The organism is Legionella waltersii, assembly GCF_001468085.1.
Classification (GTDB): domain Bacteria; phylum Pseudomonadota; class Gammaproteobacteria; order Legionellales; family Legionellaceae; genus Legionella; species Legionella waltersii.
The window spans coordinates 15,563-41,650 of the sequence record NZ_LNZB01000001.1; the positions used below are offsets into that span (position 1 = coordinate 15,563).

Consider the following 26,088-nt stretch of genomic DNA (forward strand, 5'->3'; position numbering starts at 1 on the left):
TAGAGACACTAGCTAATTCATATTAATTCGACTCATCTATTTCCATCGTCTTTATTCCTATGCTTTTGATATCAGCATATTTGATGATTAATGTATCCGAATTTATTTTATAAAAACGATCTTCGAATGGTGCTTTGAATTTACTAGGGGATTCATTTTTATCGACAGTTCTTCTATATGGGGACCGAATTTGGATATATTCTAATTCACCGTTATTCGTTGAGTAATCTTGCATAGCCCCAATATAAAGCCACGTTTGCCCCCCTGTTTCAACAATTACAGTAATGAAAAAATCAAATTGATCCTGTTCATTTTTACTAAATAGTTTGTTCCAGTGACTATCTGGTTTTATGTATTTATACCCAATCTCCTTTTTAGCTAGGAATAATCCGACTCTAGCTGCAACATAAAATGATGAAAGATACAGGGCGATCATACTGATTAGTTTGTATTCAAACCTAATTTCCTCAGCATGCTTACTCAAGCTAAAATAGGCGTTATTGAGAACTACAGAAAATAACAAACATGCTATTAAAAATAATGCCAAAAAAATAACTGCAAAAAACGAATGGAATGACAGAAGTTTGAGATTATCATTTCTCGCATATTCCTTTATGCCTTTTAAATAAAAGACTGAAAAGCACAATCCTGGAAATAATCCAAAAAAAACCAAAGGGGCTGATGTATCTAAATTCATTTGGATTTCTTATCCAAAAAATTTTCTACCTTTACAGTAAAGTTAGTATTTTCTATTTTGAATTTGTCTTTTTTCTCTGTGGAAATTAAGCTCTCATAAAGCTTTTTTGTTGCCTCTTCATTTTTAAGTAATTTAGCGAGTTTTTCACTTATTAATGAACTCATGAAGTATTCCTTAGTTACCCCTCGTATACTTATTTTAGTTCAAAATTTAGTTAATTTCGACTCGAATAATTCTCTGCCCCGGGCATTAAACTGCTTATGGTATTCATCCGAGATAATAAGTTTTAGAACATAATCTAATGCACCAAGAATAGTCACTTTATCGTATTTGTCCAAACCAGATTTTATGACTAATCCACCAAACTCAATTTTACGACGAGTATCAGCCCTACGCTTTCTCAACTTCTCCAAAGCCAACGACTTCTCACACCGAACAATCAACTGCTTTTCCTTCTCAATTTCCTCAAACATTGTCATGGCGCAACTCTCCAGACAGCTTTAAAAACGCTGCATCCAATCGCTGAATATCAAATTGATGAAGGCCATGTTTGTAGGCAAGAGTACCAATCTCAAGCTTGTGCTTTTGCTGCAATTTATCCAGCTTGATTTTGGCTTTTTCGATTCTATCCAAGAGTACTGCTTCCATTTGCGATACTGACTTTGTTGACATAATCATTACTCCGCAAATGAGGTTAACAGATTAAGCGTACTGTTCTTAAAAAATAAAATCAATAAGTCAAAGAGCTTTCTTTAGGTAAAATCGTTGATGACCTGGTGGACAGTTATCAAGAATACCAAAAACTTCATAACCATGTTTTAAATAAAAGTCTTTTGCTTGAAAATCAAAAAGTATCCAAATGAGCTAAAGTAGCTCCTTCTTTCCTTGCTTCTTCTTCGACTTTATTCAGTAAATAAGTACCTAGATGTTTTTTGCGATGGGATTCAGCAATAAACAAAATATCGATGAACAGAATCCCCCACATATAAATTTTTGCGGTGATGCCGGCAATGATTTTATTATTTTCTTTGACGACATAGTTTTTATGAACCAGTATTTCTTTTTGTGTTAATGGAACTTGTTGAATATTAAACTGTACTATCTCATCGCGAATAAATTCACTTTCTTCAGCAGTAGCTTCCAAAATAGTAAAGGTAGAATCAAGAGTTATCATTGGTTAGAGCATCCAGTTAAATGTGGGATTTCATCATTATCCATATTATAAGTGAGCAAAGCGAACAACAAAAATCGCGAAGAGGAACTCGAGAGCGCAATATACAAACTTTCATTTGTTTGCTAGTATCAAGATTCAAACACTCAAAAATCTTTAATGGACAAAGGTTTTTTCATATTAAAAAGCAACCGATGGATTCATTCTCTCTGGAGATTCCGTGGCGATTGCTTTTGCACAAGTTTCAATTCACTCTCGTTCAAAAGGTCATAGTGCTGTAGCTGCAGCTGCTTATCGTTCGGGGGATCAGCTTTATGATGATCGCATTGGGCGTACCTATGATTTTTCAAAGCGAGATGATGTTGTTTTTTCTGAAATTCTTTTGCCTGATGGTGCCACTGACTCATTTCTGGAACGTGATTATTTATGGAATGAAGTAGAGCGCGCTGAAAATCGATCTAACTCTCAATTGTGTAAGGATTTTGTTTTAGCGTTGCCGCGTGAATTGAATTTACTACAGCAGATTGAATTGGCAAAACGGTTTGCTCGAATGCATTTTGTGGGGAACGGTTTACCAGCGGATATTGCTATTCATGATCATGGTGATGGCAATCCACATGCACATATCCTGATTCCAACAAGAAGATTGGAGCACAACCGATTTTCCAAATACAAGGCTCGTGATTTAAATCCAGTGTTTGCCAAAGGGTTTGTTGTGGAGCAAGATTACTGGGGTGAACAATGGCGGAAGATGCAGAACGAATTTTTTATTGAGAACAACCTCGATTTACAGGTGGATGCAAACCATCTGATTTCAGAACGTCATAGCGGTAAACATCATAATCCTAATGCACACTACCTGCTTGAAGAAAACCAATTGATTCAACAAGCGCGAATGGAACTCACTCGAGATAATATCGATTTGGTGATTGACCATTTATCTACGCAATACAGTGTGTTTACTCGCAGGGATGTTGAACGTTTATTATTTAAAACGTTTCAAACCTCAGATAGCCCCCAAGAATATTTACAGTTTGTTGAGAGAGTATTGGGGCATCATAATGTGGTGGCTCTTGGAGATAACACTAGAGGACAGCCAAGCTTTACTTCACGCTCCCATTTCATGCAGGAAGCCCAGTTATTAAATGATATTGAAGCGATGATGGGCTCTCAAAAGCATGTAGTTCATCAATCCATAGATATGCTTGCCCAACAATATCAATTAAGTGAGGAACAACAAGAAGCCTTTCGTTATATTGCGCAAGGCTCTGATATTTCGGTGGTAATTGGCCGTCCAGGAACGGGTAAAAGCTATTTGTTAAAGCCCATCAATGAGTATTATTCCCAAGCTGGGATGGAGGTCATCGGTGCTGCTTTATCAGGTAAAGTTGCTAAAGCTTTGCAAGCTGAAACAGGCATTACTTCTTCTACAATTAAATCGTTATCTTATCGCTTAGCCAATAATATGATGCAACTAAGTGATAAGCATGTCCTCATTATCGATGAAGCCGGGATGGTTGATTTTGCGAGTATGGCGTACTTGATTAAAGAAGCACACAAGGCAGGTAGCAAAATGGTGTTGATTGGTGATCCAGATCAATTAAAACCCATTCAAAAAGGTGAAATATTCAGAGGTATTACTGCTCGCACGGGTTACATTGAGCTTGAAAACATCAAGCGACAACTAGATTTGGGCGATAGGCAAGCGAGCCTTGATTTAGCCAAAGGGAATATAGACAAAGCCATTCAATATTATCAAGACAAGGGAGCGATAACAATTGCTGATACCAAGCTGCAAGCTTTAGAAAAAGTAGTTGCCGACTGGAAACAAGATCTTGAGTCAACGAGTATGGTGGACACCATCATGTTGTCCTATACCAGAAAAGCGGTTAACCACCTCAATGACCTTGCTCGTGAAGCGTTAATTGCTGAGAATAAAATTGGTGATGAAAGCATCATCTATCAAGGATTTGAGCGAAGCCTTAAGATATCAACGGGTGAGCGAGTATTGTTTAGGGAAAACAACAAAGCCCTGGGTGTTCGTAATGGAGATACAGCAACGGTTAAAGAATTAAATACCCAACAAATGAGCGTTCAATTAGATAGCGGCGAATTACTTACTATTCCTAAAGAATATAAGGCGTTAGATTATTCATACGCGTTAACCGTACATAAATCACAAGGCATGACTGCAAAAAAGGTTCGCGTTTTAATCGATAGCAAATACTGGGATAGATTTCTAAGCTTTGTTGCTATGACACGTCACAAAGAACAACTCAATATCTATACAGACAAAGAAAATCACCCAACAGAGCAGGCATTAAAACAAACATTATCCCGTAGCAGTACCAAAGATAACGTTATTGACTGGCCATTAGATTTTGCTACACGAGCAGGCTTTGATTCTGAGTCATTGATTGGGAAAGCGGTGAATCATATTGTTGGAATGGGACATAAGATAAAGCAAGCTTACAATTTCATTGTTAATTATGAGGCTTATCTTTTGAAAGCTAGGCAACAAGATAAGTTGACGGATATTGCCGAAGCGAGAGCTGATGTTAAACAGGTAGCACTAAAAATTGATACAAAACTGCCTGAGAGTAAAGATTACAAACTATCAGAGCAATCCTTTGAAATGTTGAAGAAAGATTTTCCTCAAATTGGTGAGACTGAAAACCTTATCAAGAAACGGCAACGAATGACAGGTTACTTTGCTGAAAAAGCCGATAAACAAATTACAACTATGTCACAACAACTATTAACTAATAAGACAGTTGCCAATCAAGTCAAAAATCAACACCCAGAGCTTTATCAAAAGATACAAAGTATCTATAACAAGCAGAAAGAAAAAGCGTTTTGTCATGAGCATTGATGCTAACAATCAAATCTAAAAATGTCCCCTATGCCCCATCTGTCTCTTGATCACATCTTAGTCAAGAGAGGTTGCTTGCAGCCGGGTTTGTATCTTTGAAAGGTAAGCAAAAAAGCTATAATTAAAATACTCATATCTAAGCTCGTGGAAGGTAATTATGCGGACCACTTTCCTATTTGGAATGGAATGAATGTGATCAACAGGATCAGAGAATTATTAGTCTACTAAATGACTATCGCATACCTAGTGAAGAAGATCATTTAGAAAGGCACCGTTTAATTATGTCCTCATGTAAAAGTCTTATTGTCTCGGCTAAAGAGAGGATGATTCTCTATTACTATATGGGCGTTGTTTTAAGCTTTGGGTCATTAGGGCACTTACCCAATCAAATGAATTAGTGCTCCTACATTTGGGGAAAAGACGTCATAGCAATTGTTCTTGAATGGGTTGGTTTTTCTTTTGAGTCAACAAAAAAGCCCGTTATACGCTTCATATCTATGGCTTTGGATAATTCACTATTTTTGTCTTTTAGTAATGTATCTACATCCAAGTCATTATCTATAGCCTTTACAAGAGCATGAATAATTCTATTTAATTTTTTACTACTATTCATCCAACGAGGATTGTAGCTATTTGCACCAACTTCTAATCGATTTATGATTTTCAGCAATTTTTGATTTTCACTAAAATGCTCTTTAACTTGATCAATACCAGGAACTTCAGAAACCAGCGTACTTAAATCATCTATAGATTTCTTAAAATCGTATCCTCTGGATTGCTCTGGTATATGCTTCTCTTGCATCTCACGCAAGTCATCAACTAGCTTTTTAAGCTTGTCTTTTTGATGCATTGGTCCTTCAAATACAAACTGAGCTAATCCATAGTATCTGTCAATAAAATCGTTCGATCTCCATTTACTTATCGCACGCTCTTCCCAAACACGATCATCTCCAAAAGCAGTTGCACAGCAAAATAGTTTTCGATTTTCAAGCAAATACAAACAGAGCTCCGCTTGCTTTTTTGACATTCCCTCATGAACTAATTCGTCCAGATTTATGGCTGGCTTTTCTACATAACGATTGTTACGCCAATTATTTTTCTTCAAAAGCCCCACTGAAGTTGAGTTAAGATACTCTTGGGGATAAAAGCTAAAATGTGTAAAAGCATTAGCATCAAATATATATTGTTTTGCCTTATCAATATTTACTGTTAAATGTGGTTTTGTCATGGTTTAATGCTCTTTGCGTTACAAACAAACTATATGAATAACAATATATCAAATATAAATTAAGCCCGTATTAAGAGAATTTAATCGTTATTAATAAATTTTTCTGGTCATTTAGCTCAAATTAACCACGAATTACTTATACTAAGTAATCCAAAGGGCTTAACACGGCGACTTGAAAATTCGCATATACAATAAAAAACAAGGGTTTTAAAATGTGACATTCAAAAGCCTCTCCTTTTTACTGTTAACATAGCCCTATTTAATTTGATTGCTTAAAGGATTAAACACGTTTTGTTGTGGGAGTTTCACTGTTCTTATCGGGTAACGATTTATTGCTAGAAGATAACTCCAATTCTTGGAGTGCTTTTTTTAAAAGATTTAGGCAGTTTTGAAACATCGCCTGATGTTCACTGTCTTGGCTTTTCAAAAGAGAATCGGTATCAATATTAGGACTTGAAAATTTTGAACCTGTAATATAACTTGGGTCTTTTAAAACTAACCCCATCTCTTTTTCAGCTCGCAGATACTCGATGACAAGTTGCTCAACAGAAAGTCCAGGAATCATATTGGAGTCTTCAAATATCACCGGCATTAAATGTTCACGCATGAGCAAATATTGCATCAAGAGCATGGAATAGGTCCGTCCAACACCATCATCAAATGGATGAAATAAAACCACGTGTTTTAAAAAAGTAAAAATGGAGTCCAGCTTTTCCTGTTTGCTTGTGGCTTTTTTCAGGGAGTCTTCAAGTTGTTGAATGCAATCTTCATGTACCCTATCCAATAGACCGCCTCCATTTTCAGACGTGACATATTGAACATGCATGCCCTCTTTTACTGCAGCCCAAATTTTCTTGGCTAATACTTCTGGATCACAGTCTTTAAATGAAAAGTAACTGGTATAAGAGGTCTTACCTTTTTCTTGTTGAATCCATATTTCAACTTCACTGTTGTTTTCTTTGGGCGACGAAAACTCAATACATTGAGGATCTTTTGCAAACAAGAGGTTGGTGTCTGTAGAGTATTTTCCTTGAATAGATTTCAAATAAACGATGTTTTCTAATAATCCTTCATAAGAGTTACAAGTTCCAGGTATAACATCCCAAGCGGCCACATCGCTATCATCTCGAAATTTCCCCGGTTTAGTTGATTTCCTTGTATTTTTAACATCCTTAAGGCACGTACCATGCAATTTTTTAATAAAGTCTGCATTGAGTTGACTGTTTTGCCTGATACTATCAAGTACAAAACATAACCCTTTCGTCATTCCTAACAAGTAACCAGGTTCTTTAGATTCAAAACCCACCCAACCTCTATGCATGTCTAAAAAGTCCTTTAACTTTTTCTTTTCTTGTCCTTCTGAATCTAGATTAAGAAAATCAAATACTGTTGAGCTGCCACGGCTTATTTCCCATAGAGTGTCTTCATAATCCTCTAAAGTAAGCTCTTTAAATAACTCATGTTCTAATATCGTTTCCAAAGACGTTTTTGTTAACTCATCCTCGCTAATACCCATCAGTTGTTTATAGACAAAGCGGTACAATGATTCTCGGTAATCATAACGAGAACGTTCAATAAAAAAACGCCAAAATTCTTGCACAGGAAATGCTCTTAGAAATTTCACCGTATCATTGCTGTTGATTCCATGATCTTTTGTGAAAAACATGATTCTTATCTCCTGCGATACGATGTTTAACTGCTAAAAAAGCACATTATAGATTCTGCATGTTATGTGATCTTGAACCTCCTTCGTTAACGCGGTTTCTTTGATGCAACTTTTTTTCTGGGGGCCTCAGTATTTTCATCGTACACATAGTCCGCGAAAAGGTCTTCATCTTGTAAGGCGGTTTCTTTAATTCCCTCAGCAAATGGGATATCCATTCTTTCACTTGTCCAGGCACCGTGAGTATAGCTTACGTACTTGCCAAGTTTTTTATTGGAGGCGGGGGATACATCAGTGGATGTTCTAATTCCGGCTTTTTTAAAACGCTCCTCAATCAGAGTAAAGACACCTATCCATTTTTCGGCACTGAGCTCAGGGTTGGCATTCCGATAAATGACAAGCTCCCGGCCTATCATGGTTTTAACGTCACCATTTTGCACGCGATTGGCTTGTGCTTGACACATGATTTTAAAGAGACCTAAATTCATTTGGTTAGCGACTTCTGCAACGATAGGAAAAGCTTTTGATACGTCGTCTTTGTGAATGGATAAGTTAAATTTCCAGTCAAACTCATCAATGTCATTGATAGGAGGTTTAGTTCGCTCATAGCTTATCCAGCGGTCGCTTGCTCCACTAAGAAAGTGAAACATTGACAGTTTAAAACCAAGGGCGTTATGCTCCTCTTGCGCATAACGCCCTGTATTCTGTTCTTCAGGCTCTTTTGAAAAGTAGCTACTTACAATCTCTTGGAGATTAGCGGATTTAAAAAAGGAATAGCCTTTCTCTAAGATTGCCTTTGTAGCACTCGTTGCGCTACTTGAGGGTTTTTGAAAGAACGTGTTACTCTGATTTACATGCTTTAAATAATCTTTTTCTGCTTCATCAAGATTCACAATGGCATCACGTGCTGTGGGCGAAAGAGGAGAATCTTTTTGAACAACATCTAAAATATCGAAAAGCGAATGCTTCCACTCTGACCATTTTCTTATGGCCAATTTCTTATCTTGGAGCAAGAGCTTCGACAGGTACTGTATATGTATTTCTCTTAAAACGAGCAAATTCGTTCTTTTACGCAATTCTTCTGAGGAATAGGTGGCATGGCCTACGAGGGTACAAATGTTATTTAAGGTCTCTGGACGCAAAAACGAACAGACTACCTTCACTTGTTCATTCCCTAAAGAAAGCTCTTCCTTGGGGTTGTCACCTAATTGCTTTATTTGTTTTGATGCGGTTTCTATAGTTTTTTGCAGCGTTGCTTCGTCGATAGGAATTGCTTTGAGTTTTGGCTTATTGTCTTCATGGTAAAAATATAATTTATTGTCTTCAGAAAAAACGTAAGCACGGGATACCCTACCGTTTGATTCAATCAGTACAAGTAAGGTTTCTTCATCCATTCCAGACTTGACTTTAATTAAAGAAGTGCTGGGTTCATGAGCTATACATCGGCGTAAGCCTAGGTCTAGAAACTCAATTATTTTTGAATTGATGAATAAATCTTGACTAGGACTCCCTCCATATTCCTTTTCGAAAGCATTTAATTGTTCCATGACTTCAGCAGCTTTAATGCGGCTATTATCTTGAAACAAGGCTGTCAGCGGGTTTTTTAGTTTTAAATCTTCGCATGAATCTTGTGTTTGGTAATATTCTGCGACAAATTGCTTAGGAAACAATTCTTTAAAGAGGCTTGATAATGATTTCACTCTCATTACTGAGGGGATTTTTTTGCAATGCTCTTCGAGTTTGTAGAATAAGGGTGAGCTACGAGGCTTATTTTTAAAAAACTCCTCGTATTCAGTTCTTGGTTTTGATGCTAAAAGAAGCAGATACTCATTCCTTAACAAGAGTAACGAGCTTAAATAATGAGGTGGCACTTTTGAAATCTCTTCAAAAGAGTCAAAACTTCCTCTAATTTTATATTTTTCGGTGATGACAAAAAATAGTTTTTCAATGTAAGCCATTTTCTCATCAACGCTCATGGTCTCGTTATCAGTTATTTCTTTTTCAAAGTCAGGAACCTTACCTTCATCAATTAAGCGCAACAGCGGTAATTCTTTTAAAAACTTTGAGTAGGATTTTTCCAGTATTGGTTGTATTGAAACATCGAGTTTATCGACTATATGTTTACGTCTTTGATTGATGTATTTGGTTGAATTTTCATTGGACTGGTCAAAATGGTATTTCTTTTTATGCAATTGAATAAAAACAGCCGGATCAAGATCGAAATCCTTGGATTTCTTAAGTGCTTGTTCCATAGCCTGATAAGATTGCCCCATCGCAATCACTTTGGTGGGCATATCAGATAGCCTCACCCAAGTGATTTTCTCGATGTTTTCAAGTTTAACTTTTCTCTTTTTTGCGTAGCCTTCCTCTATCTCAATTTCTTTTTTTGCCTTTAGTGATAACTCTTCCTCTGATTGTTCAGGCAAATAATCAAAAACATGGTCGTATTTACTGAGTTCGCTAAGGACTGCCATAGTGTATACCGAGCAGTTGTATTCATCTTTTTGCAGTTGCGATTGGCAGGTTTTGATTTCAAATTTCAAGCCTTTTTTAGTCAGCTCTTTATACAATAAATCCAGCGCCTCCATGTGTTTGGGGTCCGCGGCAGATTCAAAACAAAATATTTTATACACACCTGAGCGGTCTCTCTCTACATCAAAGCCTATCGTATGATTGCCATTGAGATGACTGTACAAATACTGCCTCCTATCCCCCATACCCAATCCTGCAATGGCTTTGGCAAGTTTTCTTGCAGTGGCTTTTGAAGCATAATCAGCACAGCGAATGGGAATCAAGTGGCCAGAGCGTCCTAATTCTCGCAAGCGACGGTTTTTAGCGTTTAATATGGGTGCTATGTCTCGGGCTTCAAAAGGTTGTCTATCTCGTTTATATCGCACTGAATCATAAACCTTGCGTAATTGCATATACTCATCCGTTGAAAAATCAGCGGATTCATAGGTCATCAATTTTTTCTTGTCTTCCAACTCTTTTAAGTGTTTGGTTAAAATAAGGCGGACGTTTTTAACTAATTCGTCAGAGAGAGTATTACTGTTGGCTGATTGAATTATTTGGCGCAATTGATATTTTATAAATGAGTTAAAATGCAGCCAATAAGCCAGGCCATTTTCGTCTTTCTTGCTGATTAAAGTGGCTAATTCCGACTCGGGTTGTCCTGTAAAGAGCTCTTTTCTTTCATGGCAGGCAATCATTAGTTTTGCCAGCTCAATGGAGAATTTCTCTTTTGATGAAGGTTCTGGAGATGTCGTTAATTCTGTTTTTCCTGTGCCCATGACATTCACTCGTACATATTAGTGTTTAATATAACAATATAGCATATAAATAACCATTTATGATCAAATGGTAGTCAGTCCGAGTTGCCTTAAAAGAAGTGTTAACGGAAATAGGAGGGAGGTAGGTCTTGGCTTGATATTATTTGCGCAAAATATAAACTATATGTATAAGTGATTTATATTTGTATTGAAATGCCTCTAATCCTAAGTGCATTATCAGCGGTCAAAGAAGCTCACTTGGTAAAACTAAGTCCTGAGCAGAAAGAGATTGTTGAAAAATATTCTAAAAAACTATTGCGCGCTTACTCTAAAGCCCATCAACCACGTACTTTTGAGTTAGCAGTAAAAACCATGAAAGCGCAACTCGAACAATTATCTGCTTCGTTGAAAGAAATAAATTTAGAGAAGGTGCCAAACAAAGACAATCGTCGACGTGAAATGATTCAAAAAATTGAGAACGATTTAAAATTCATCGAGAATTGTATAAACGGAGACTTTGAAAAGAATTATCAAGATCTAAAGAAGGGGTTTTTGCAATTTTTACAACACCCTGAAAGTAACAGCGTTCTTATAAAAACCGGGGAACTTTTAGAAAAAGATGATCCATATATCCTGACTTACATTGAACACGCCTTGCAAGACTGCCTCCTCGATAGAGAAGATCCTCAACAACTGTCCAACTTGCTTTTGCTGATGAAACTTAAAGTCACCCATACTCCAAGTCCAGTGGTTATTCCAAACTTGCCAGAAGACTTGTCACTGCTTCAATTGGAAGGAGAAATTGAAAAAGAACGCTTGTTAGCGATAATTGATGGACAGGAGCCCTTGGCTCGTGCGTTAAAATATTTATCGATTGGATGCGCTGTAACTACCGCGAAAACAGAAGAATTACGGGAAGCGATCGTTAAACATGGAACAAGGTTACAGGCCTATCGACATCAAGATAAATGCCGTGAATTAGGTGGTCGGGTTGTTCTGCATTGTAGTCAAGCCATGCTTCCCGGAATGGGTTTAGACAAAGGAATGTGTCATGGCTTAGCCTGTCGTTGGGCAGAAGATGTTATCAAGAAAGACAGTTTTATGGGCTTTCGAGGTAATCAAGACGTCTTTATTAAGCCAAACAAAACAACGGATAAAATTCTACAGGCAATACCAAGTTTTAATGAATTTGCTCATCTTGACCTTAAAATCTATGAAACTCAAAAGTCTCAAAAGCCCCCTCTGATTCATGAAATAGAGAAAGTGGAACTCAACTTAGAAAAGCAGTTCGAAAAATTCACCGATCATATAATGCTTGAACTAGGAAGGAATACTAATGCAGCCACCTTTGTGAGTTATAAGACTAAAGATAGCGGGCATGTTGTTGCTATTCATAAACGAACAAAACCGACTCCTCAAGGCTTCCTAATCGACTATTTTGATGCTAATTCAGGTTGGATGCAATTTAAAGACGATGAGAGTTTTAAACAGTTTTTTATCTATTATTTAAATGATAGACATGAAAAAGAGAAACTTACGAGCATAGCTTTTGAAAACAAGCTTTATAAATGTTCCTACTCGCATATTATCGATGAGCTCTCTGAAAAAGCACCTCAGCCTACACCTCAGAGACGAAGAGCACAGAGCTTGTCAGTAGAAATGGAAACAAGCACTAACCAAATAAAGCCTCAAACAAGCGAAAAAGCTGAGAGCGTCAAGACGGCTGAGAAAGTTGAGGAAAACCAGGAAGAGCAAAACAAGGTTATTGTCAAACGCGGTGGATGACATTTACTGATTGCTATGAAATTTTAAAACACAAATTTAAAGGCTTTTGTATTATTGGGCATCTAACTCTCAATATGAAGAGTTCCACCTGAGTCAGGACTCACGAAATGAGTAGAGTCATCCACTTTAAAGAAAATCACCACAATTACGAAATTAAAAATATCGAGGAATATACATTCTTGGTTTTAAATCATTTTACGCATGTTAAGCAACTATTGCTGGATTGAATTACATCAGATGCTTAAAAAGGTTTCTTTGGAAGTACTTCAGTTTAGAAAAAACTTTATGGATTAGTGGGCTTACTACACCCAATATTAGGCCATCCTCAATTGCTCAAAATACTTTTTACAGCCCCGTTTTTCGTTTAACCATTTGTTAAATAAAGAAAACCTATGTTAGATTGAAACTCTAATTATCACTGGGAGAGGAGAATGAAATATTTATTATGGGGTTTGGGAGCGCTGACGACCATTTCATCAACAACGGTTTGTGCCTCCACTCTTTCGCCAACAAACATTCAACCTGTAGCGTGCATTACTTCCCAGTTTACGTCGACCGGCAATCAACATTGGAAATCCATCAATTTAAAATTAACCAATAGCTGCGGACAAGTCGTTGATTTTCAAAATTCGACCATCACTTTTCAGACCACGACTGCTCTCAATACGTCTTTTTGGGGTGATTTTGGGCCATTGTCTTATCCTGATAATGCATTGAACATTAGTTCTCAAGCACAACCTGGCGGAAACTATCTGGCGACATTAACTATGCATTTCCCAACGTTCCCCAGCGCCAACAGTAAATTACCAGCTGGCAGCTCAATTACCCTTAAGTACGGTGATTTTACTGACAGTCATATTGAAAATACAGTCAATATCTATTTAGGAACGCCTGTTAATACCGGAAGTATACAACTGACGAATAGTGCCGCAAAGCCTTCTAACGTAACCCAGAATTATGCCTTGGTCCATCTCACCCTAAATGGACAACCCGTCAGCGATGTGCAATTGCCTTGGAGCGGTTCGAAATTAATAAACGGACTTGCTGCAGACACTTATGGGCTTGCTGCTGAAACTGTGACCGGTACAGATGGTAATACCTATCAGGGTATGGCAGTCCCGAATACCGTCACGGTGGTGGATAATCAGACGGTTAATGCAATCATCAATTATTCATTGATTCCTCAGAATGGAAAAATTACCATCAATACGCAAGCACTTCCTGCTGAATTGACAGGTTACACGAATAATCCTTCGGTGCTACTGACTCGTACACAAACAGGTGCTTCTCAATCACAAATCGTAACTTGGGGTAATCCAGTCACGGTGAACCAACTCAAAGATGGAGCATCTTATCAGTTTTCAACCCCTCCAATCAGTTTCAACACCACCACTTGCCAGCCTGTATTTACGCCAGCAACTGTTATTGCCAGTGAAACGAATGTACCAATTACTACTCTGACTTACCAATGCGTTCAGGTTGTGCAAGATTCTGTATCGGTGAATGTACAGGGAGCCCCCTCTTCATTAACAACGCTAAACATTACCTTCACACCGAATAACAATTCTACGCCAATTGAGCAAACCATCGATTTGGTGAATGGTAGTGGCTCAGCACTCGTGTCTCTGATTGATGGTGTGATTTACACCGTGTCAGGACAATCCGTGGCGGGTTACACCTTGAATTTCTCACCTCAGCCTTTGACAGCAACAGCGAATGCGATTGAAACCGTGACATTAACGGCTAATCCAGTCAGTAATGGTCGTATTATTGGTTACTTGCCAGGCTGGAAAACACCTCCAACAGCACAATCACTGGTTGATGCGGGTTATACTCATATGATGGTGTCCTTCGGAGTATTCAGCACCAGCACCCCAGGCCAGATTACGCCCGCATTTGATACAATTACTAAAGCCTACATTCAATCTTTGCATCAAAAAGGTATCAAAGTTATCTTATCATTAGGTGGTGCGTTGACGAGCTTGCCGAATACGACTGTTGATTTTCATCAGGCTTTAACTGCTGCGGCATCACCCGATGTCTTTAAACAAACCTTCATGGTCTCTTTGCTCGGGTTGATGAATGAATACGGGTTTGATGGCTTTGACATCGACATTGAGCATGGTTTGAATGGAGGAGGAACTTTTGCCAACCCACAAGGTGATATTGCCGTTTTAGCCAGCATTATCAATACGATGTATAACCAGAATCCTAATCTGCTGATCACCATGGCGCCGCAGACAGCGAATGTCGCGGCAACCAGTGGGTTTGACGGGGTTTGGGGTAACTATGCCTCATTAATTATGCAGACTCATAATTCCTTGGCTTGGGTGGGTATCCAGCTTTACAATACCGGCTGCATGTTCGGTATTGATAGGGTGTGCTACGGTCCAACACCGTTAAGCAATCCTGATTTCAGTGTTGCTATGGCCACAGATCTGCTGGAAAACTGGCCGGCTCAAACTCCTAATGGTGGTAATACTGGTTTCCAACCTTATATCAGCTATTTAAACCCCTCCCAAGTAGTCATCGGTTATCTAGCGGCCAATGCCAATGGCAGCGGTGATGGTTCCCCTGTGATCCCAACAAGCACCATCAAGCGTGCCATCCAGTGCTTAAAAACAGCAACAGCTAGCAGTACAAGTTGTAGTACCTATGTTCCTCCACGTGCCTATGGAAATATTGGTGGAGTGTTTAACTGGGAAGTGACTTATGATCAGAGTAATAATTTCAGGTTTGCTACTGACCTCAAAAATTGCGTTATGAATGGTGTATGTAACTAATGTGAGCGAGCGCCTCCGAGGGGCGCTCATTCAACTCCTACCCTCTTATTGGACTTTACCATGATCATCTCTCAAAGGAATTAGAGCACCAGAACATCAGAATGAGAACAGCGTCAGTCGGTTAACCATCTTCTTTTCCATATTTCTTTTTTTTACCAGACTAAATAAATGATACATCCATTTTTTTCTAAGCTCTTCTTTCTGTTCGTTTTCTTCAATATTGACGTAAAAACTCTTACTGTTCTCATTAATTAATTTTGGTTGATTGATGTATTTTTATGCGTTTTTAAACTGAAGTATAACGAGTTATAAGCAAAATTCAGCTTCCTGAAGAATGAACTAATTATTTGATAGTAGAAGTAGGTAGCGCCTTAATTTTTTAGTTGGTGGTTAGACTATAATAAGGATAAAGGAGTCATTCTATTTTTTGAGTTTCAGTAAATTGGTGTTTAATACACATAGGAGCCTATCATGGAGTCAAAAAAAGAAAATTCTTCTGTTATTTTTTCAAAAAACCTTGATGCAAAACAAGCAAATCTAATGCTAGATGCTGCTGGAGCAAGGCAAAAACCTAGCAAAGGAAAGTGGCTCTTAAGAGAAAGCTCTATTGATGGGCTTTTGACTATTTCCTATTTTAATCAAGAAAATAAGAAGTATTATCATCTTCGAATTGGATTTAAGGATAATGAATGGCAATTAGCGCCTAATGAGGATGAAGAAGCGAAGGAGTTTATGAAAGAAGCACAACACGTTTTCAAAAATGCACTTCCTGAGAATAGTCATGAAAGCTTACTTCGATTACTAACTGAAGAAGGCTTTGATTTAAGTAAACAAGTTCGCCCTAAACCTAATCAATCAACAAGCACCTCCCAATATTCTTCATACGTTGATGATGCTTTTGCTGAGGCACCACAAAAGAATAGGTATACTTCATTCTAATTTTTAGATAGGTGGGGTATTGAAAAAAACACTCCATTTAAAAAGATTATAAACGGAAAAACAAATGAAAACACACAAGGGCGCTTTAGAGTCCACTTATTGTATGAGTATGATGGACAAAATCTTGAAGTATTATCTTTGGGAGGAGCAACGGATCTTTATTTGAACTTGTTTAACGAATCTTTTCACAAGAAAGATAGCTGGCTATTTCTGAATTTCCTGTATTATTTGCAATGCTGATTGCTGAATTCTTCAACCAAGTGATACTCAAATTTCTATAAACAAAAATATTTTTCTCTAGTTGATTGATAAATAAGAAAAATTTATGTTTAATTACATATCTATTAAACCACGTCAGTTACGATTCGTATGTGCCTCCAGGAGTCTATGGCAATATCGGAAGAGTCTTTAACTGCTGAAGTGAACGCTCCTTAAGAAGCGCATTTCTTTTTTTAATGTCATGACAGGATGAATGATGAAAAAACTAGTAGGAAGTGTTGGTCTAGCTGTGATCAGTTTTTCGCTATTTGCTCATGGGTCTTTGGAAGCACCTATTTCTAGAACGTATCAATGTTACAAAGAGGGACCAGAAAGCCCGAAGTCTGCAGCTTGTAAAGCTGCGGTGCAGGTAGGGGGCACACAACCTTTGTATAACTGGCATGAAGTGAACCAGGGTGCAGCCAATGACCAGCACCGTGAACTAATTGCCGATGGTCAGTTATGCGCAGGCGGCAGAGATTTTTTTAAAGGATTTAATTTAGCGCGTAGCGATTGGACCACTTCTGTAGTGCATCCTGACACTAATGGTCATTTTCAGTTTGTGTTTGTGGCGACAGCACCTCATAAAACCAAGTATTTCAAATTTTATACCACAAAGAACGGTTATGATTTCAATACTCATTTAAAATGGTCTGATCTTGAAGCAAGTCCATTTTGTACCATTAATAACGTGACCTTGGTTAATGGCCGTTATCAAATGGATTGTCCTTTGCCAGCCAATATGACAGGAAAGCGTATTTTCTACATGATTTGGCAGCGAGAAGACAGTCCTGAAGCGTTCTATGGATGTAGTGATGTTTTTATCGACGGGACAGTGCAGGCGTCAACCTGGTATGAGCTTGAGAATTTTTATGAAACCGGTGATATTCCGGTTAATACCAAAGTCACTTTACGAGTTTTTAAACACGAAACTGAAATAGAAAACAACAGTATTACAGTCGATAATAGCAATCACATGGGTTCTCAGTGGCCGTTAGCTTTAGGCACTGTGGTCAATAACTCGTCTTCGCTGGTACGTATTGGCCAGCTTAATCCAGAAAGCGGTCAAGTAGTACTGATAGCCAATCAGGCCAATAAAATCTATCTCAGTGATGCTGATAAGAGTAGCTACCATGTGATGGTTGACTTCACCGAACCATCTACCAGCACGGATTTAGTATACCCTGATGGTATTAGCACCTATACAGCCGGTACGATTGTTGTAGGTCGCCTTGATCACAAACGCTATCAATGCAAACCTTGGCCTTATTCAGGCTGGTGTTCCCAGTCATCTGCTTATTATGAGCCTGGTGTTGGTCTTGCCTGGTCTGAGGCCTGGGCCTTATTAGGTTAATCGCATTAATTTCTATTTTTAGGTGATTTTTTGGTGATATTGTAAGAGTATGGTTTATGATATTTTCTTGCCAATAGGATAAGGAGTATAGCTTCACCTAGAAACATCAAGCGAAGTATTCACTTACTTAATCTTGGTGTTTTTATTAGGGTTTACAACGATTATAAAGTTATTTAATGCCAAGACAATTTCATTGTAATATTCTGGTAACATGTTAATGCCTAGGTAAGGAGCTCTTATGCGATACAAAAGAATAATATTCGCACTTCTGGTGACTACTGCTCCAGTATACAGCGGTGTCTCAGGGGAAAAAACAAGTAATTCATATAAAACATTTTATTTCGGTGCTAATGTTAGCGCGGACGTTACTCATTTAAAAACCACAATGACAGATATTTCTCTTGCATCTGGTTTAGTTACACGTTCTGGGTTCAATGCCATGTCAAATATCTCTTCTGATGGAGGAGGCTTTTTTGGTATAGGAAAAAGATTTTGTAATCGATTCTATGCTGGACTTGAGGCATTTTTTGATGTAAACGATAATAACGCTAAAGTTGAGGTTTTTGATGCAAACACCAATAATATTGATGGTTTAGTAAAAGTAAATTTTTATGCAAAGCATACCTATGACGTTGGTATAAGTCTACTGCCTGGATTTTTTGTAAACGACAGATCTTTATTTTATGCTAGGGTTGGTTTCGTGAATGGTGAATTTGTAATGAAAGGAAGTGGATTTGCTGTTTTTCCTACTAGTGCAGGCCAGCAAGTCCCCTTTAATTTTAGTCGAAACGTCTATGGAGCCCAATTGGGTGCTGGACTAGAAACTCAACTATCAGAAACAGTTTATCTTCGTGCTGAATGGGATTTTAACCGCTATAAATCATTTCAGGAAACTGTTCTCAAACGTACTGGACAACGAGAAGGAGATTTAATATTTTCCAATCCTAGGGTAAATCAATTTAAATTCGGATTAAACTGGCATTTAGACCACGTATAGCTTATTTAGTATTGCTGAATACAAGGTTTCACATACATATAAGACCTAAGAGAAATAAACCGGATCTTTTTATAGTTGAGTTCGAAATTTATATATTTTTATGCTTATTTAACTTTAAATAATTTTTTAAATCATGAAATTCTTGTCTCAAGAAGACATTATTTCTTCTTGAGACTTTCTAATTTTAACACAAACATTTTACGCCATACAAAAACACCATTTAAAACAATCATACTCTATTAAAAGGTAACTGTATTGATTTTCTGATTTGTGCCTCTTTCAATATGAAACGTAAAAATAGTCATTGCATACGGTTCAGGATTGTCAGGAGTTTTTAATTCATCTTCTGTTTTAAAAACCTCGGTATAATTCTCCATAACAGCAGTAGAAATAATTTTGCGCCAAAAGTTGACCGCTTTTATATTTTCGGGCATGACAGCAACAGACCACTTTCCTGGATTTTCTTTCAATATGTTATGAGCAACATAAGTAGCAACGCCTTTACCTTGAAATTTTTTAAGAATAAAGAACTCTCCCATATTCCAATCGACTGCTTCAAGAAGAAATTCCTTATCCAACAATACAAATCCCGCCAAATCATCATCAACCTTAACGATAAAGGCTTTTTCATTTTGGCTTTCAAAGTAATGCTTAAAATCGATACATTCAAAAATTCCCTTTTCAGAGCATGACCACCCCATATATCCAGTTCGATCATAAACATAATAACTTGCTAAATTTTGTACAATTGGATAATCACTTATTGTTGCTGGGATTATTTCAATTTTCATTGCATGCCTAAACGTTAAAAACTATTTTGCCGAAATATACCATAATTAAGAAACTGAAATAAGTTTCGTTTTTCAAATACAAATCAATAGGCCGTCCAATATAAACAAGTCTAGAGCAATTCTCATTTCAATTTTCATGTCAACAACTGTAGGACAGCAATTAATCGAGGGTTGGGGGATCCCCGAGAAAAATGACAAAATAAAAGGATACAGTTAACCCCTCCACGAATTGTGTACAAAGCGAATTCCTATTGCCTAATCTCTTAATAATGGATTAATACTGAACATGTATAATATAAATAATTCATAATTTCGGGTTAATTTTTATGTTTTCACTTTTTGATTTTAAAAAGCTAGTCACTTCTTACATAAATGCTAATGAACCAGCAGCACGCATCGAAGAAAATGGGTTCATTCAATTTTCACAAAATATAATTCTTGGAGAAGTAACTTCAGGAAAGTTACATAAAGTTAAAATAAAATACAATGGACTCTGTGAGATTATATGTAATTATATTTTACTAGAAGATCTGTTAGGAAAGGAAAACCTCCTACCATTACATGAGGATGTTCAAGCTAATTGGTTAAATACCCAATCTGGCTTTGAACAATTAGGGATGAAATTTAAAGAGAACTCAAACTTCGTAACAAACAATAGAAGTAAATATGGAGATAAAATTACTTTGGAAAATCTTAGAAAAGTCGAAGACACTCACATTCTTGATGTTACCAATTTTTTTACCCGACTAATTGCAGTACTCTTTTCTATATACCCATGCAATCTGTTTTCAAACTCTCCTTTTGCGAAGTCTCCTTATAGTTGTACAAAATTGCCTAATGGTAAAACTCAGATATGCGTTGACAAATCAATGCTGTCAGAACGATTGAATCAACTAGAAGTTGGTTTTTACATTAAGTTTTTTGCTTTTAAAAAGAACAAGCTGTCTATGGAGGGTCATTCAATGCTGATTAAGAAAATGAGTGATAATAAATATTCATTTTTTGATCCCAATCATGGCGAATATTTAAATTTAAATATTGATGAATTAGCTGAAAAAATTAATAAAGCTACCGAAGAGCAATCTGCAAATCAAATGGTATTCCTTGATGCAAAAGATTTTGTAAATTCTTATCAAATAAATAAGAAAGAGGTAGATGATGAAAGATTAAATTCCATGGTTTTGCCGAAAATTTTATAATAAGTTTCGTGACAGGCTTATTTAAGACGTATTTATGCTGCAAGCTCATAAAATTGTTTCCAAGCAGGCATATATCCTGCATTTTCCAACTGTTCTTTTTTAAGCATTCGATGCAATTCAATTTCCGCATTTGTAATAAAGGCATAGTAGGCCTGGATAGAAAGTTTTGAAGTCCCTAACACGTGAGCTTTGAAACATCACCAAAATTGTCATGAGCTCACTTATTGCCAAGGTACATGAAGGACCTCGCTTACCTTTCATTGGGCCTGACAACATGTAGTTTTGACTGTAAGCATCAAACATATTGCAAAAATCATCAATTTCACAAAAAATACCGGTTAGCTGGTGTATGTCCATATCATATTGCCCTTGGAGGGAAAAATCTGACATGGTAATGTACGCTAGCTCCATTTTCTATAACAACAGAATAATTTTCTTGCAATAACTGTTTGTTTAATTAACAAAACACTTTATTGAGGTTTAAAAGGATACAGTTACCCCTCCCCCTGAAATGCCCATATTGCCTCAATGAAAGGTGTTACCGAAGGACAAAATAAGTGACCCTAAAATAAACGAACTGATTAATATAATGTTAATAATTAATTGATATACTGTCAATAAATAGAGCAACGATATGAGCAATCTAAATATCACAGAGGTCATTATGTTTTCCAAATTAACAATATTTAAGGGAGCATCATCAGGGAAGTCATTAAAACAACAGGCAAATAAATCTTCGTTTTCGACAGCAAAAGTACACATGGGTTTTAAAGAAAGGGTTTTTAAACTTACCGATAAGCTCTTTAATATGTACAATCCTGTCATAGGCAAAGAGATGTTTAAGCATGAAAGGACTGGAGTATTCATGCGGGTCGATGGTAGGGATCCATCCGCTTTTCATAAAGAAGGTGGGCTGAAACCTCGAGTTGATCAAAAGCGAATAGAGGTGCTTACATTTGAAGATGTAATAAACTACCAGCGGTTCAACTTAAATCCTTTTGGTTGGGGCTGCTGTAAATCGTTCAGTGATTTACTTGCATTCATTAATAATAACAAATCACATGCTGATTCTCGATGGATAATTGTGTTCTACGGAACAGGGACTTCATTGCTCGACTTAAAGCTCCGTACAGGAATTGAATCAGACGGCTACGATATGGAAACAGAATATATTGTAACCAGAGGTGTTCCCTTCGATAATATGGTAGCGGCAACCAGCCCAAATTCTAGAGAGAAATTTATGGAAGGGGCTTTAGTCCCGAATGTGATGCATAATTATAATCCATCACTTCCTAAAGTACTGAGAAAGGAAGACATATCTTCGGGTATACACTTATTGACTTGGTTATTGAAACACAATTCGGAAGAAGCATTTGTCAGGGCCTGTACTCACCTATACAAAGGTAAGTCTGAAGAGACTATAAACATTATGTTGGAAGGTGATACAGTTCTTTTTGCAGCAGTTAAAGCTGCTCTTAAAACAGTAGATCAACAACAAGAACCACGAATAAAAATGTAATACTTTATAATTCTTAATAACGGGGCTAAGTATTTAGCCTCTTTTTTGTAAAAAAAGTTTTTAACCTGACATAGAAGAATATTGTAACTGTTCGGCGAAATACACCTACCACAGAATTTAAAATTTTCTAAACTGAACTTCTCAAAAAGAGGAGTTAAAAATGAAATCAAAAGAAGAATATTGGTTGCGTCTATTAAGAGGATACGAGCTCAGTGGGTTATAGCAAGAAGACTTTTGCCGTGAGCAAAAGATACCTATTGCAAAATTCAAATATCAATGGCGTAAAAGGATGGTATCAGGCAGCCAGAAAGCCCATACATTTTGAACAAGTACGGATTAGCAACGAAGATTCTATTCACCAGGAGCCCCTAACGAGCCAATCGATTATTATCCAATTTCCCAATCAGAGTAGCTGTGAAGTCAAAATGGATATCAAGAGCCGGGATTTTTCTTTCTTACTGAATCAATTGAGGTTGCTATGCTGATTCCAGAAGAAGTTCAGGTTCATTTATATTGCGGAATTACCAGTGTGTGTAAGTCCATCAACACATTAGCCATACTGGTGCAGGAGGTATTTGGAATGCCCCTGTCATCAGGGCATTTATTTTTATTCCGTAGTCGTTGTAGGTCTAAACTTAAGGCTCTGTACTATGAAGAGTTTGGTTTTACTTTATGGTACCGAAGATTAGGTATAAGAGCGTTTACCTTTCTCTTTCTGAATCCATATTTCGACTTCACTGTTGTTTTCTTTTGGCGACGAAAACCCAATACATTGAGGATCTTCTGCAAACAATAGGTTGCCATCTTAATAACCACATAGCATAATCAATGAACCAATTAAATAATTGAATTAGGATCTAAATAATAATGCCTTGTTATCTAAAAACTTTTTTAGAAGTTCAAGAACTCAGTGGACAAGCTAGTCTTCTTAAAAATTCAATTTTGAATCTAGTGAATCATTTTGATGAAGACAACAAGGATTATGCTCTCTTTTTCTTATTAAAGAGATCTATGCTTGAGAGACAAAAGATAAGCCAAGAAAATACAAAACCCAACTCTGCTTTTTTTCAAAGTAGATTCCGTGAGCCAACATCTAAGATAGATGAAATTTTTATAGAAATGCAAAAAGATGCAGATTTCCTCAAAAAATATACTGAATACATGCGCCAATTAGATCAGTCACCTCTGAGCATCAAACATGTTTATTTGCGATCTTCTGAAATTGATAGGGCTATTATAAAAGGATTTGAAGAAGTTTCTCAACCTAACAAAGAAGAGGAATATAATCTTCAGTTTAGGGGAGCGGAATCTTATGAATTTAAAGTTTCTGGCTTATCTATTAATACCCGAGATATTTTTTATAGTTTAGAAGAAAAATCTGATAAATCTACAGAGCTTGATCTCGGTACAGGAAACGATGTATTTATTCTCAACAATATCGATAAAAATGTTAATTGTTATGGTATTAATGCATCTCAGTATAAATACATAAGCGATTTAACTAATGAGCAAATATCATATCTTAAATCTCATTATATACAAGGTAACATTGAGAGTTTATATGATATAAATGATATTTCTAATATAAATTTTGACTGTATCTTTTCTCGGAATACCTTTCGCTATCTTACTGATCCAGCAGGAGCCATTATTCAGGCTTACGAAAAACTTAAACTAAATGGAAAATTGTTAGTGGATACATTTGATTTGCCTGGAGCTGAAGGATTTTTACACAGCATCATTGAGGATTTGAAAAAACAAGGTTATCGAGTAGTATCACAATGCAAAGGTAATATAACGAGTTTTGTTATTCAAAAAACCGAAGGTCATGAACATTTGCAGTTACCTATTAAATATAGCAAGGTTAGCAAAGGGATCTGGGACAATTTAGTTGCAACTTATCAACCTCTGGACCTTTTAAAGAAGGATGATTTTTCAAAAGATTATCAAAACGGCATTGAGGTTGTTAAGAACAAAATAAATAGACTCAATTTACACTCTATTTTGACACAGCTCAATGTGAATAAGTTGGAAGAGTTGATGCAGAATGAAGCTTTTGTTAAATGTGATCCAGAATTAAAGTACTTACTAATTTTAGACGTTGTAGGCAAAATTATTAATTGCCAAGACATTAGTCAATTTGAGAACGAAACGATTAGCTCTATGGTGGGACGCCATAACATAACTAAAATAATGGGAATATATCAGTATATAAAATATGTTGAAAATAATGTGGTATGTAGCCTGTTTGAGCAGAACCAATTTAAAGATTTAGACCTTGAGGAGCAAATTGCATTATTAAAAATAGCTGCATTATTTGATTTAACTCGAATAGGTCGAAATGATTTAGATAAGAAAACATTATCGGCCATGGAAATACCTTATAAAGAGTTTACTCCTGATTATGGCATGATTCAGTATGATATATTAAAATTATCAGATCATGTAAAACCGGCGATTATCTTTAAGTAGGCCCTACATTAAGACCTCTGCGCTGAGGAGGTTCAGGAGAAAAAATGGAGTGGTCATGAATCTTTTTCATGACCAAAATTATAGCATAAACCCCCTGATTCTCTGAGCTTTTTTCAATGAAAATCGCGATAAATTGCAGGTTCTTCCCCAGGATGAAACGTGTATTTATTCGACGCCATCAACCAATTTAAATGCTCATTTGTTAATTCAATTTGGCCTTGGGTATTACGTGGAAAAATGAATTTCCCTTTCTCTAATCTTCGGTACCATAAAGTAAAACCAAACTCGCCATAGTACAGAGCCTTAAGTTTAGAGCCACAACGACTACGCAATAAAAATAAATACCCTGATGACAGCGTCATTCCAAATACCTCCTGCACCAGTATGGCTAATGTGTTGATAGACTTACACATACCGGTAATTCCGCAATATAAATGAACCTGAACTTCTTCTGGAATCAGCATAGCAACCTCAATTGATTCAGTAAGGAAGAAAAATCTCGGCTCTTGATATCCATCTTTACTTCACAGCTACTCTGATTGGGAAATTGGATAATAATCGATTGGCTCGTTAGGGTCTCCTGGTGAATAGAATCTTCGTTGCTAATCCGTACTTGTTCAAAATGTATGGGCTTTTCTGAATTATTTTGTGAATTGGCTTTCTGGCTGCCTGATACCATCCTTTTACGCCATTGATATTTGAATTTTGCAATAGGTATCTCTTGCTCACGGCAAAAGTCTTCTTGCGATAACCCACTGAGTACTCCAGAAATCAATCAGTTCACACGGGGCCTCAAAGTTGGCCGATTTTAGTAAACTGATAGAGAACTATCCTTTCACCAGTTAGTTAAGATAGAGGTTACAATGCGTAGACTGAAAAGAGTTTTTTAAAATATGACGTAATAAATGTACTAGTATAAATACATAGACAACTATTTTTTATACTATGCAAAGTAAAGAAACGCTCACAGATATATTACTAAAAGAATTTTGTGATGTCATAGCTGTCATTCAGCACCCTAATCGGACCACTTTGTCATCACCTAAAGGGACCACCCCATTAGCACTTAATGGGACCACCTAGTCATCACT

General features: G+C 36.8%; 22 protein-coding genes. 10 read left to right on the forward strand and 12 right to left on the reverse strand.

Annotated elements, in window-relative coordinates; genetic code table 11:
* Window positions 1-22: 22 nt before the first annotated feature.
* The 5 genes from Lwal_RS00105 to Lwal_RS00120 form a co-directional block, all read right to left on the reverse strand.
* The gene (locus Lwal_RS00105; RefSeq protein WP_058478901.1) at window positions 23-697 is read right to left on the reverse strand and encodes a hypothetical protein; all 675 of its coding nucleotides are present in this window, start codon (window positions 695-697) and stop codon (window positions 23-25) included.
* Window positions 694-861 (reverse strand): hypothetical protein, encoded by a 168-nt coding sequence (locus Lwal_RS17195; RefSeq protein ID WP_157066251.1) that lies wholly within the window; start codon window positions 859-861, stop codon window positions 694-696. The genes Lwal_RS00105 and Lwal_RS17195 overlap by 4 nt, the downstream gene beginning before the upstream one ends.
* 39 nt (window positions 862-900) lie before the next feature.
* On the reverse strand, window positions 901-1,176 hold the full coding sequence (locus Lwal_RS00110; protein WP_058478902.1) for a conjugal transfer protein TraD: 276 nt from the start codon (window positions 1,174-1,176) through the stop codon (window positions 901-903).
* A complete protein-coding gene (locus tag Lwal_RS00115; protein ID WP_058478903.1) occupies window positions 1,163-1,369 on the reverse strand; it encodes a hypothetical protein in 207 nt (68 codons plus the stop codon). Before Lwal_RS00115 ends, Lwal_RS00110 begins: the two co-directional genes overlap by 14 nt.
* A 172-nt stretch (window positions 1,370-1,541) precedes the next feature.
* Window positions 1,542-1,871: a GNAT family N-acetyltransferase gene (locus Lwal_RS00120; protein ID WP_058478904.1), complete on the reverse strand. Its 330-nt coding sequence runs from the start codon at window positions 1,869-1,871 to the stop codon at window positions 1,542-1,544.
* 217 nt (window positions 1,872-2,088) lie between these two features.
* On the opposite strand from Lwal_RS00120, the gene traA reads away from it, so the two are divergent.
* The gene (gene traA, locus Lwal_RS00125; RefSeq protein ID WP_058478905.1) at window positions 2,089-4,740 is read left to right on the forward strand and encodes a Ti-type conjugative transfer relaxase TraA; all 2,652 of its coding nucleotides are present in this window, start codon (window positions 2,089-2,091) and stop codon (window positions 4,738-4,740) included.
* Between the two features lie 403 nt (window positions 4,741-5,143).
* On the opposite strand, the gene Lwal_RS00130 is transcribed toward traA, so the two are convergent.
* The 3 genes from Lwal_RS00130 to Lwal_RS00140 form a co-directional block, all read right to left on the reverse strand.
* Complete coding sequence (locus tag Lwal_RS00130; protein WP_058478906.1) at window positions 5,144-5,968, reverse strand: hypothetical protein; 825 nt, start codon at window positions 5,966-5,968, stop codon at window positions 5,144-5,146.
* 280 nt (window positions 5,969-6,248) lie between these two features.
* The gene (locus tag Lwal_RS00135) at window positions 6,249-7,634 is read right to left on the reverse strand and encodes a hypothetical protein (protein WP_058478907.1); all 1,386 of its coding nucleotides are present in this window, start codon (window positions 7,632-7,634) and stop codon (window positions 6,249-6,251) included.
* Between the two features lie 86 nt (window positions 7,635-7,720).
* A complete protein-coding gene (locus Lwal_RS00140; RefSeq protein WP_058478908.1) occupies window positions 7,721-10,921 on the reverse strand; it encodes a hypothetical protein in 3,201 nt (1,066 codons plus the stop codon).
* 192 nt (window positions 10,922-11,113) lie between these two features.
* Here Lwal_RS00140 and lem8 point away from each other — a divergent pair, with 192 nt between their 5' ends.
* The 5 genes from lem8 to Lwal_RS00165 all read left to right on the forward strand — a co-directional run bounded on the left by lem8 (window position 11,114) and on the right by Lwal_RS00165 (window position 19,016).
* The gene (lem8, locus tag Lwal_RS00145; RefSeq protein WP_058478909.1) at window positions 11,114-12,685 is read left to right on the forward strand and encodes a Dot/Icm T4SS effector Lem8; all 1,572 of its coding nucleotides are present in this window, start codon (window positions 11,114-11,116) and stop codon (window positions 12,683-12,685) included.
* A 431-nt stretch (window positions 12,686-13,116) separates the two neighbouring features.
* Window positions 13,117-15,468: a glycosyl hydrolase family 18 protein gene (locus Lwal_RS00150; protein WP_058478910.1), complete on the forward strand. Its 2,352-nt coding sequence runs from the start codon at window positions 13,117-13,119 to the stop codon at window positions 15,466-15,468.
* Between the two features lie 471 nt (window positions 15,469-15,939).
* Complete coding sequence (locus tag Lwal_RS00155; RefSeq protein WP_058478911.1) at window positions 15,940-16,407, forward strand: hypothetical protein; 468 nt, start codon at window positions 15,940-15,942, stop codon at window positions 16,405-16,407.
* Between the two features lie 475 nt (window positions 16,408-16,882).
* Entirely contained in the window at window positions 16,883-18,019 is a 1,137-nt protein-coding gene (locus tag Lwal_RS00160) for a lytic polysaccharide monooxygenase (RefSeq protein WP_058478912.1), read from the forward strand.
* A 238-nt stretch (window positions 18,020-18,257) separates the two neighbouring features.
* Window positions 18,258-19,016: an outer membrane protein gene (locus Lwal_RS00165; protein WP_058478913.1), complete on the forward strand. Its 759-nt coding sequence runs from the start codon at window positions 18,258-18,260 to the stop codon at window positions 19,014-19,016.
* Between the two features lie 239 nt (window positions 19,017-19,255).
* Here Lwal_RS00165 and Lwal_RS00170 read toward each other — a convergent pair whose 3' ends face one another.
* Window positions 19,256-19,807, reverse strand: a complete 552-nt coding sequence (locus tag Lwal_RS00170; RefSeq protein WP_058478914.1) for a GNAT family N-acetyltransferase — start codon at window positions 19,805-19,807, stop codon at window positions 19,256-19,258.
* Window positions 19,808-20,133: 326 nt separating this feature from the next.
* Between Lwal_RS00170 and Lwal_RS00175 the strand changes: the two genes are divergently transcribed.
* Window positions 20,134-21,006 (forward strand): hypothetical protein, encoded by an 873-nt coding sequence (locus tag Lwal_RS00175; protein ID WP_058478915.1) that lies wholly within the window; start codon window positions 20,134-20,136, stop codon window positions 21,004-21,006.
* Between the two features lie 32 nt (window positions 21,007-21,038).
* Here Lwal_RS00175 and Lwal_RS17200 read toward each other — a convergent pair whose 3' ends face one another.
* Window positions 21,039-21,188, reverse strand: a complete 150-nt coding sequence (locus Lwal_RS17200) for a hypothetical protein (RefSeq protein ID WP_157066252.1) — start codon at window positions 21,186-21,188, stop codon at window positions 21,039-21,041.
* 452 nt (window positions 21,189-21,640) lie between these two features.
* Here Lwal_RS17200 and Lwal_RS00185 point away from each other — a divergent pair, with 452 nt between their 5' ends.
* From Lwal_RS00185 to Lwal_RS00195, 3 genes are all read left to right on the forward strand, one after another.
* Window positions 21,641-22,525: a hypothetical protein gene (locus Lwal_RS00185; RefSeq protein ID WP_058478917.1), complete on the forward strand. Its 885-nt coding sequence runs from the start codon at window positions 21,641-21,643 to the stop codon at window positions 22,523-22,525.
* Window positions 22,526-23,003: 478 nt separating this feature from the next.
* Entirely contained in the window at window positions 23,004-23,321 is a 318-nt protein-coding gene (gene tnpB, locus Lwal_RS16835) for an IS66 family insertion sequence element accessory protein TnpB (protein WP_083499992.1), read from the forward strand.
* Window positions 23,322-23,392: 71 nt separating this feature from the next.
* Window positions 23,393-24,997 carry a methyltransferase domain-containing protein gene (locus Lwal_RS00195; protein WP_058478919.1) on the forward strand — a complete coding sequence of 535 codons (1,605 nt, stop codon included), beginning with the start codon at window positions 23,393-23,395 and terminating at the stop codon, window positions 24,995-24,997.
* Window positions 24,998-25,110: 113 nt separating this feature from the next.
* Here Lwal_RS00195 and tnpB (Lwal_RS00200) read toward each other — a convergent pair whose 3' ends face one another.
* A complete protein-coding gene (gene tnpB, locus Lwal_RS00200; protein ID WP_058478920.1) occupies window positions 25,111-25,461 on the reverse strand; it encodes an IS66 family insertion sequence element accessory protein TnpB in 351 nt (116 codons plus the stop codon).
* Window positions 25,455-25,772 (reverse strand): IS66 family insertion sequence element accessory protein TnpA, encoded by a 318-nt coding sequence (gene tnpA / locus Lwal_RS18135; protein ID WP_058478921.1) that lies wholly within the window; start codon window positions 25,770-25,772, stop codon window positions 25,455-25,457. The genes tnpB (Lwal_RS00200) and tnpA overlap by 7 nt, the downstream gene beginning before the upstream one ends.
* Window positions 25,773-26,088 lie beyond the last annotated feature (316 nt).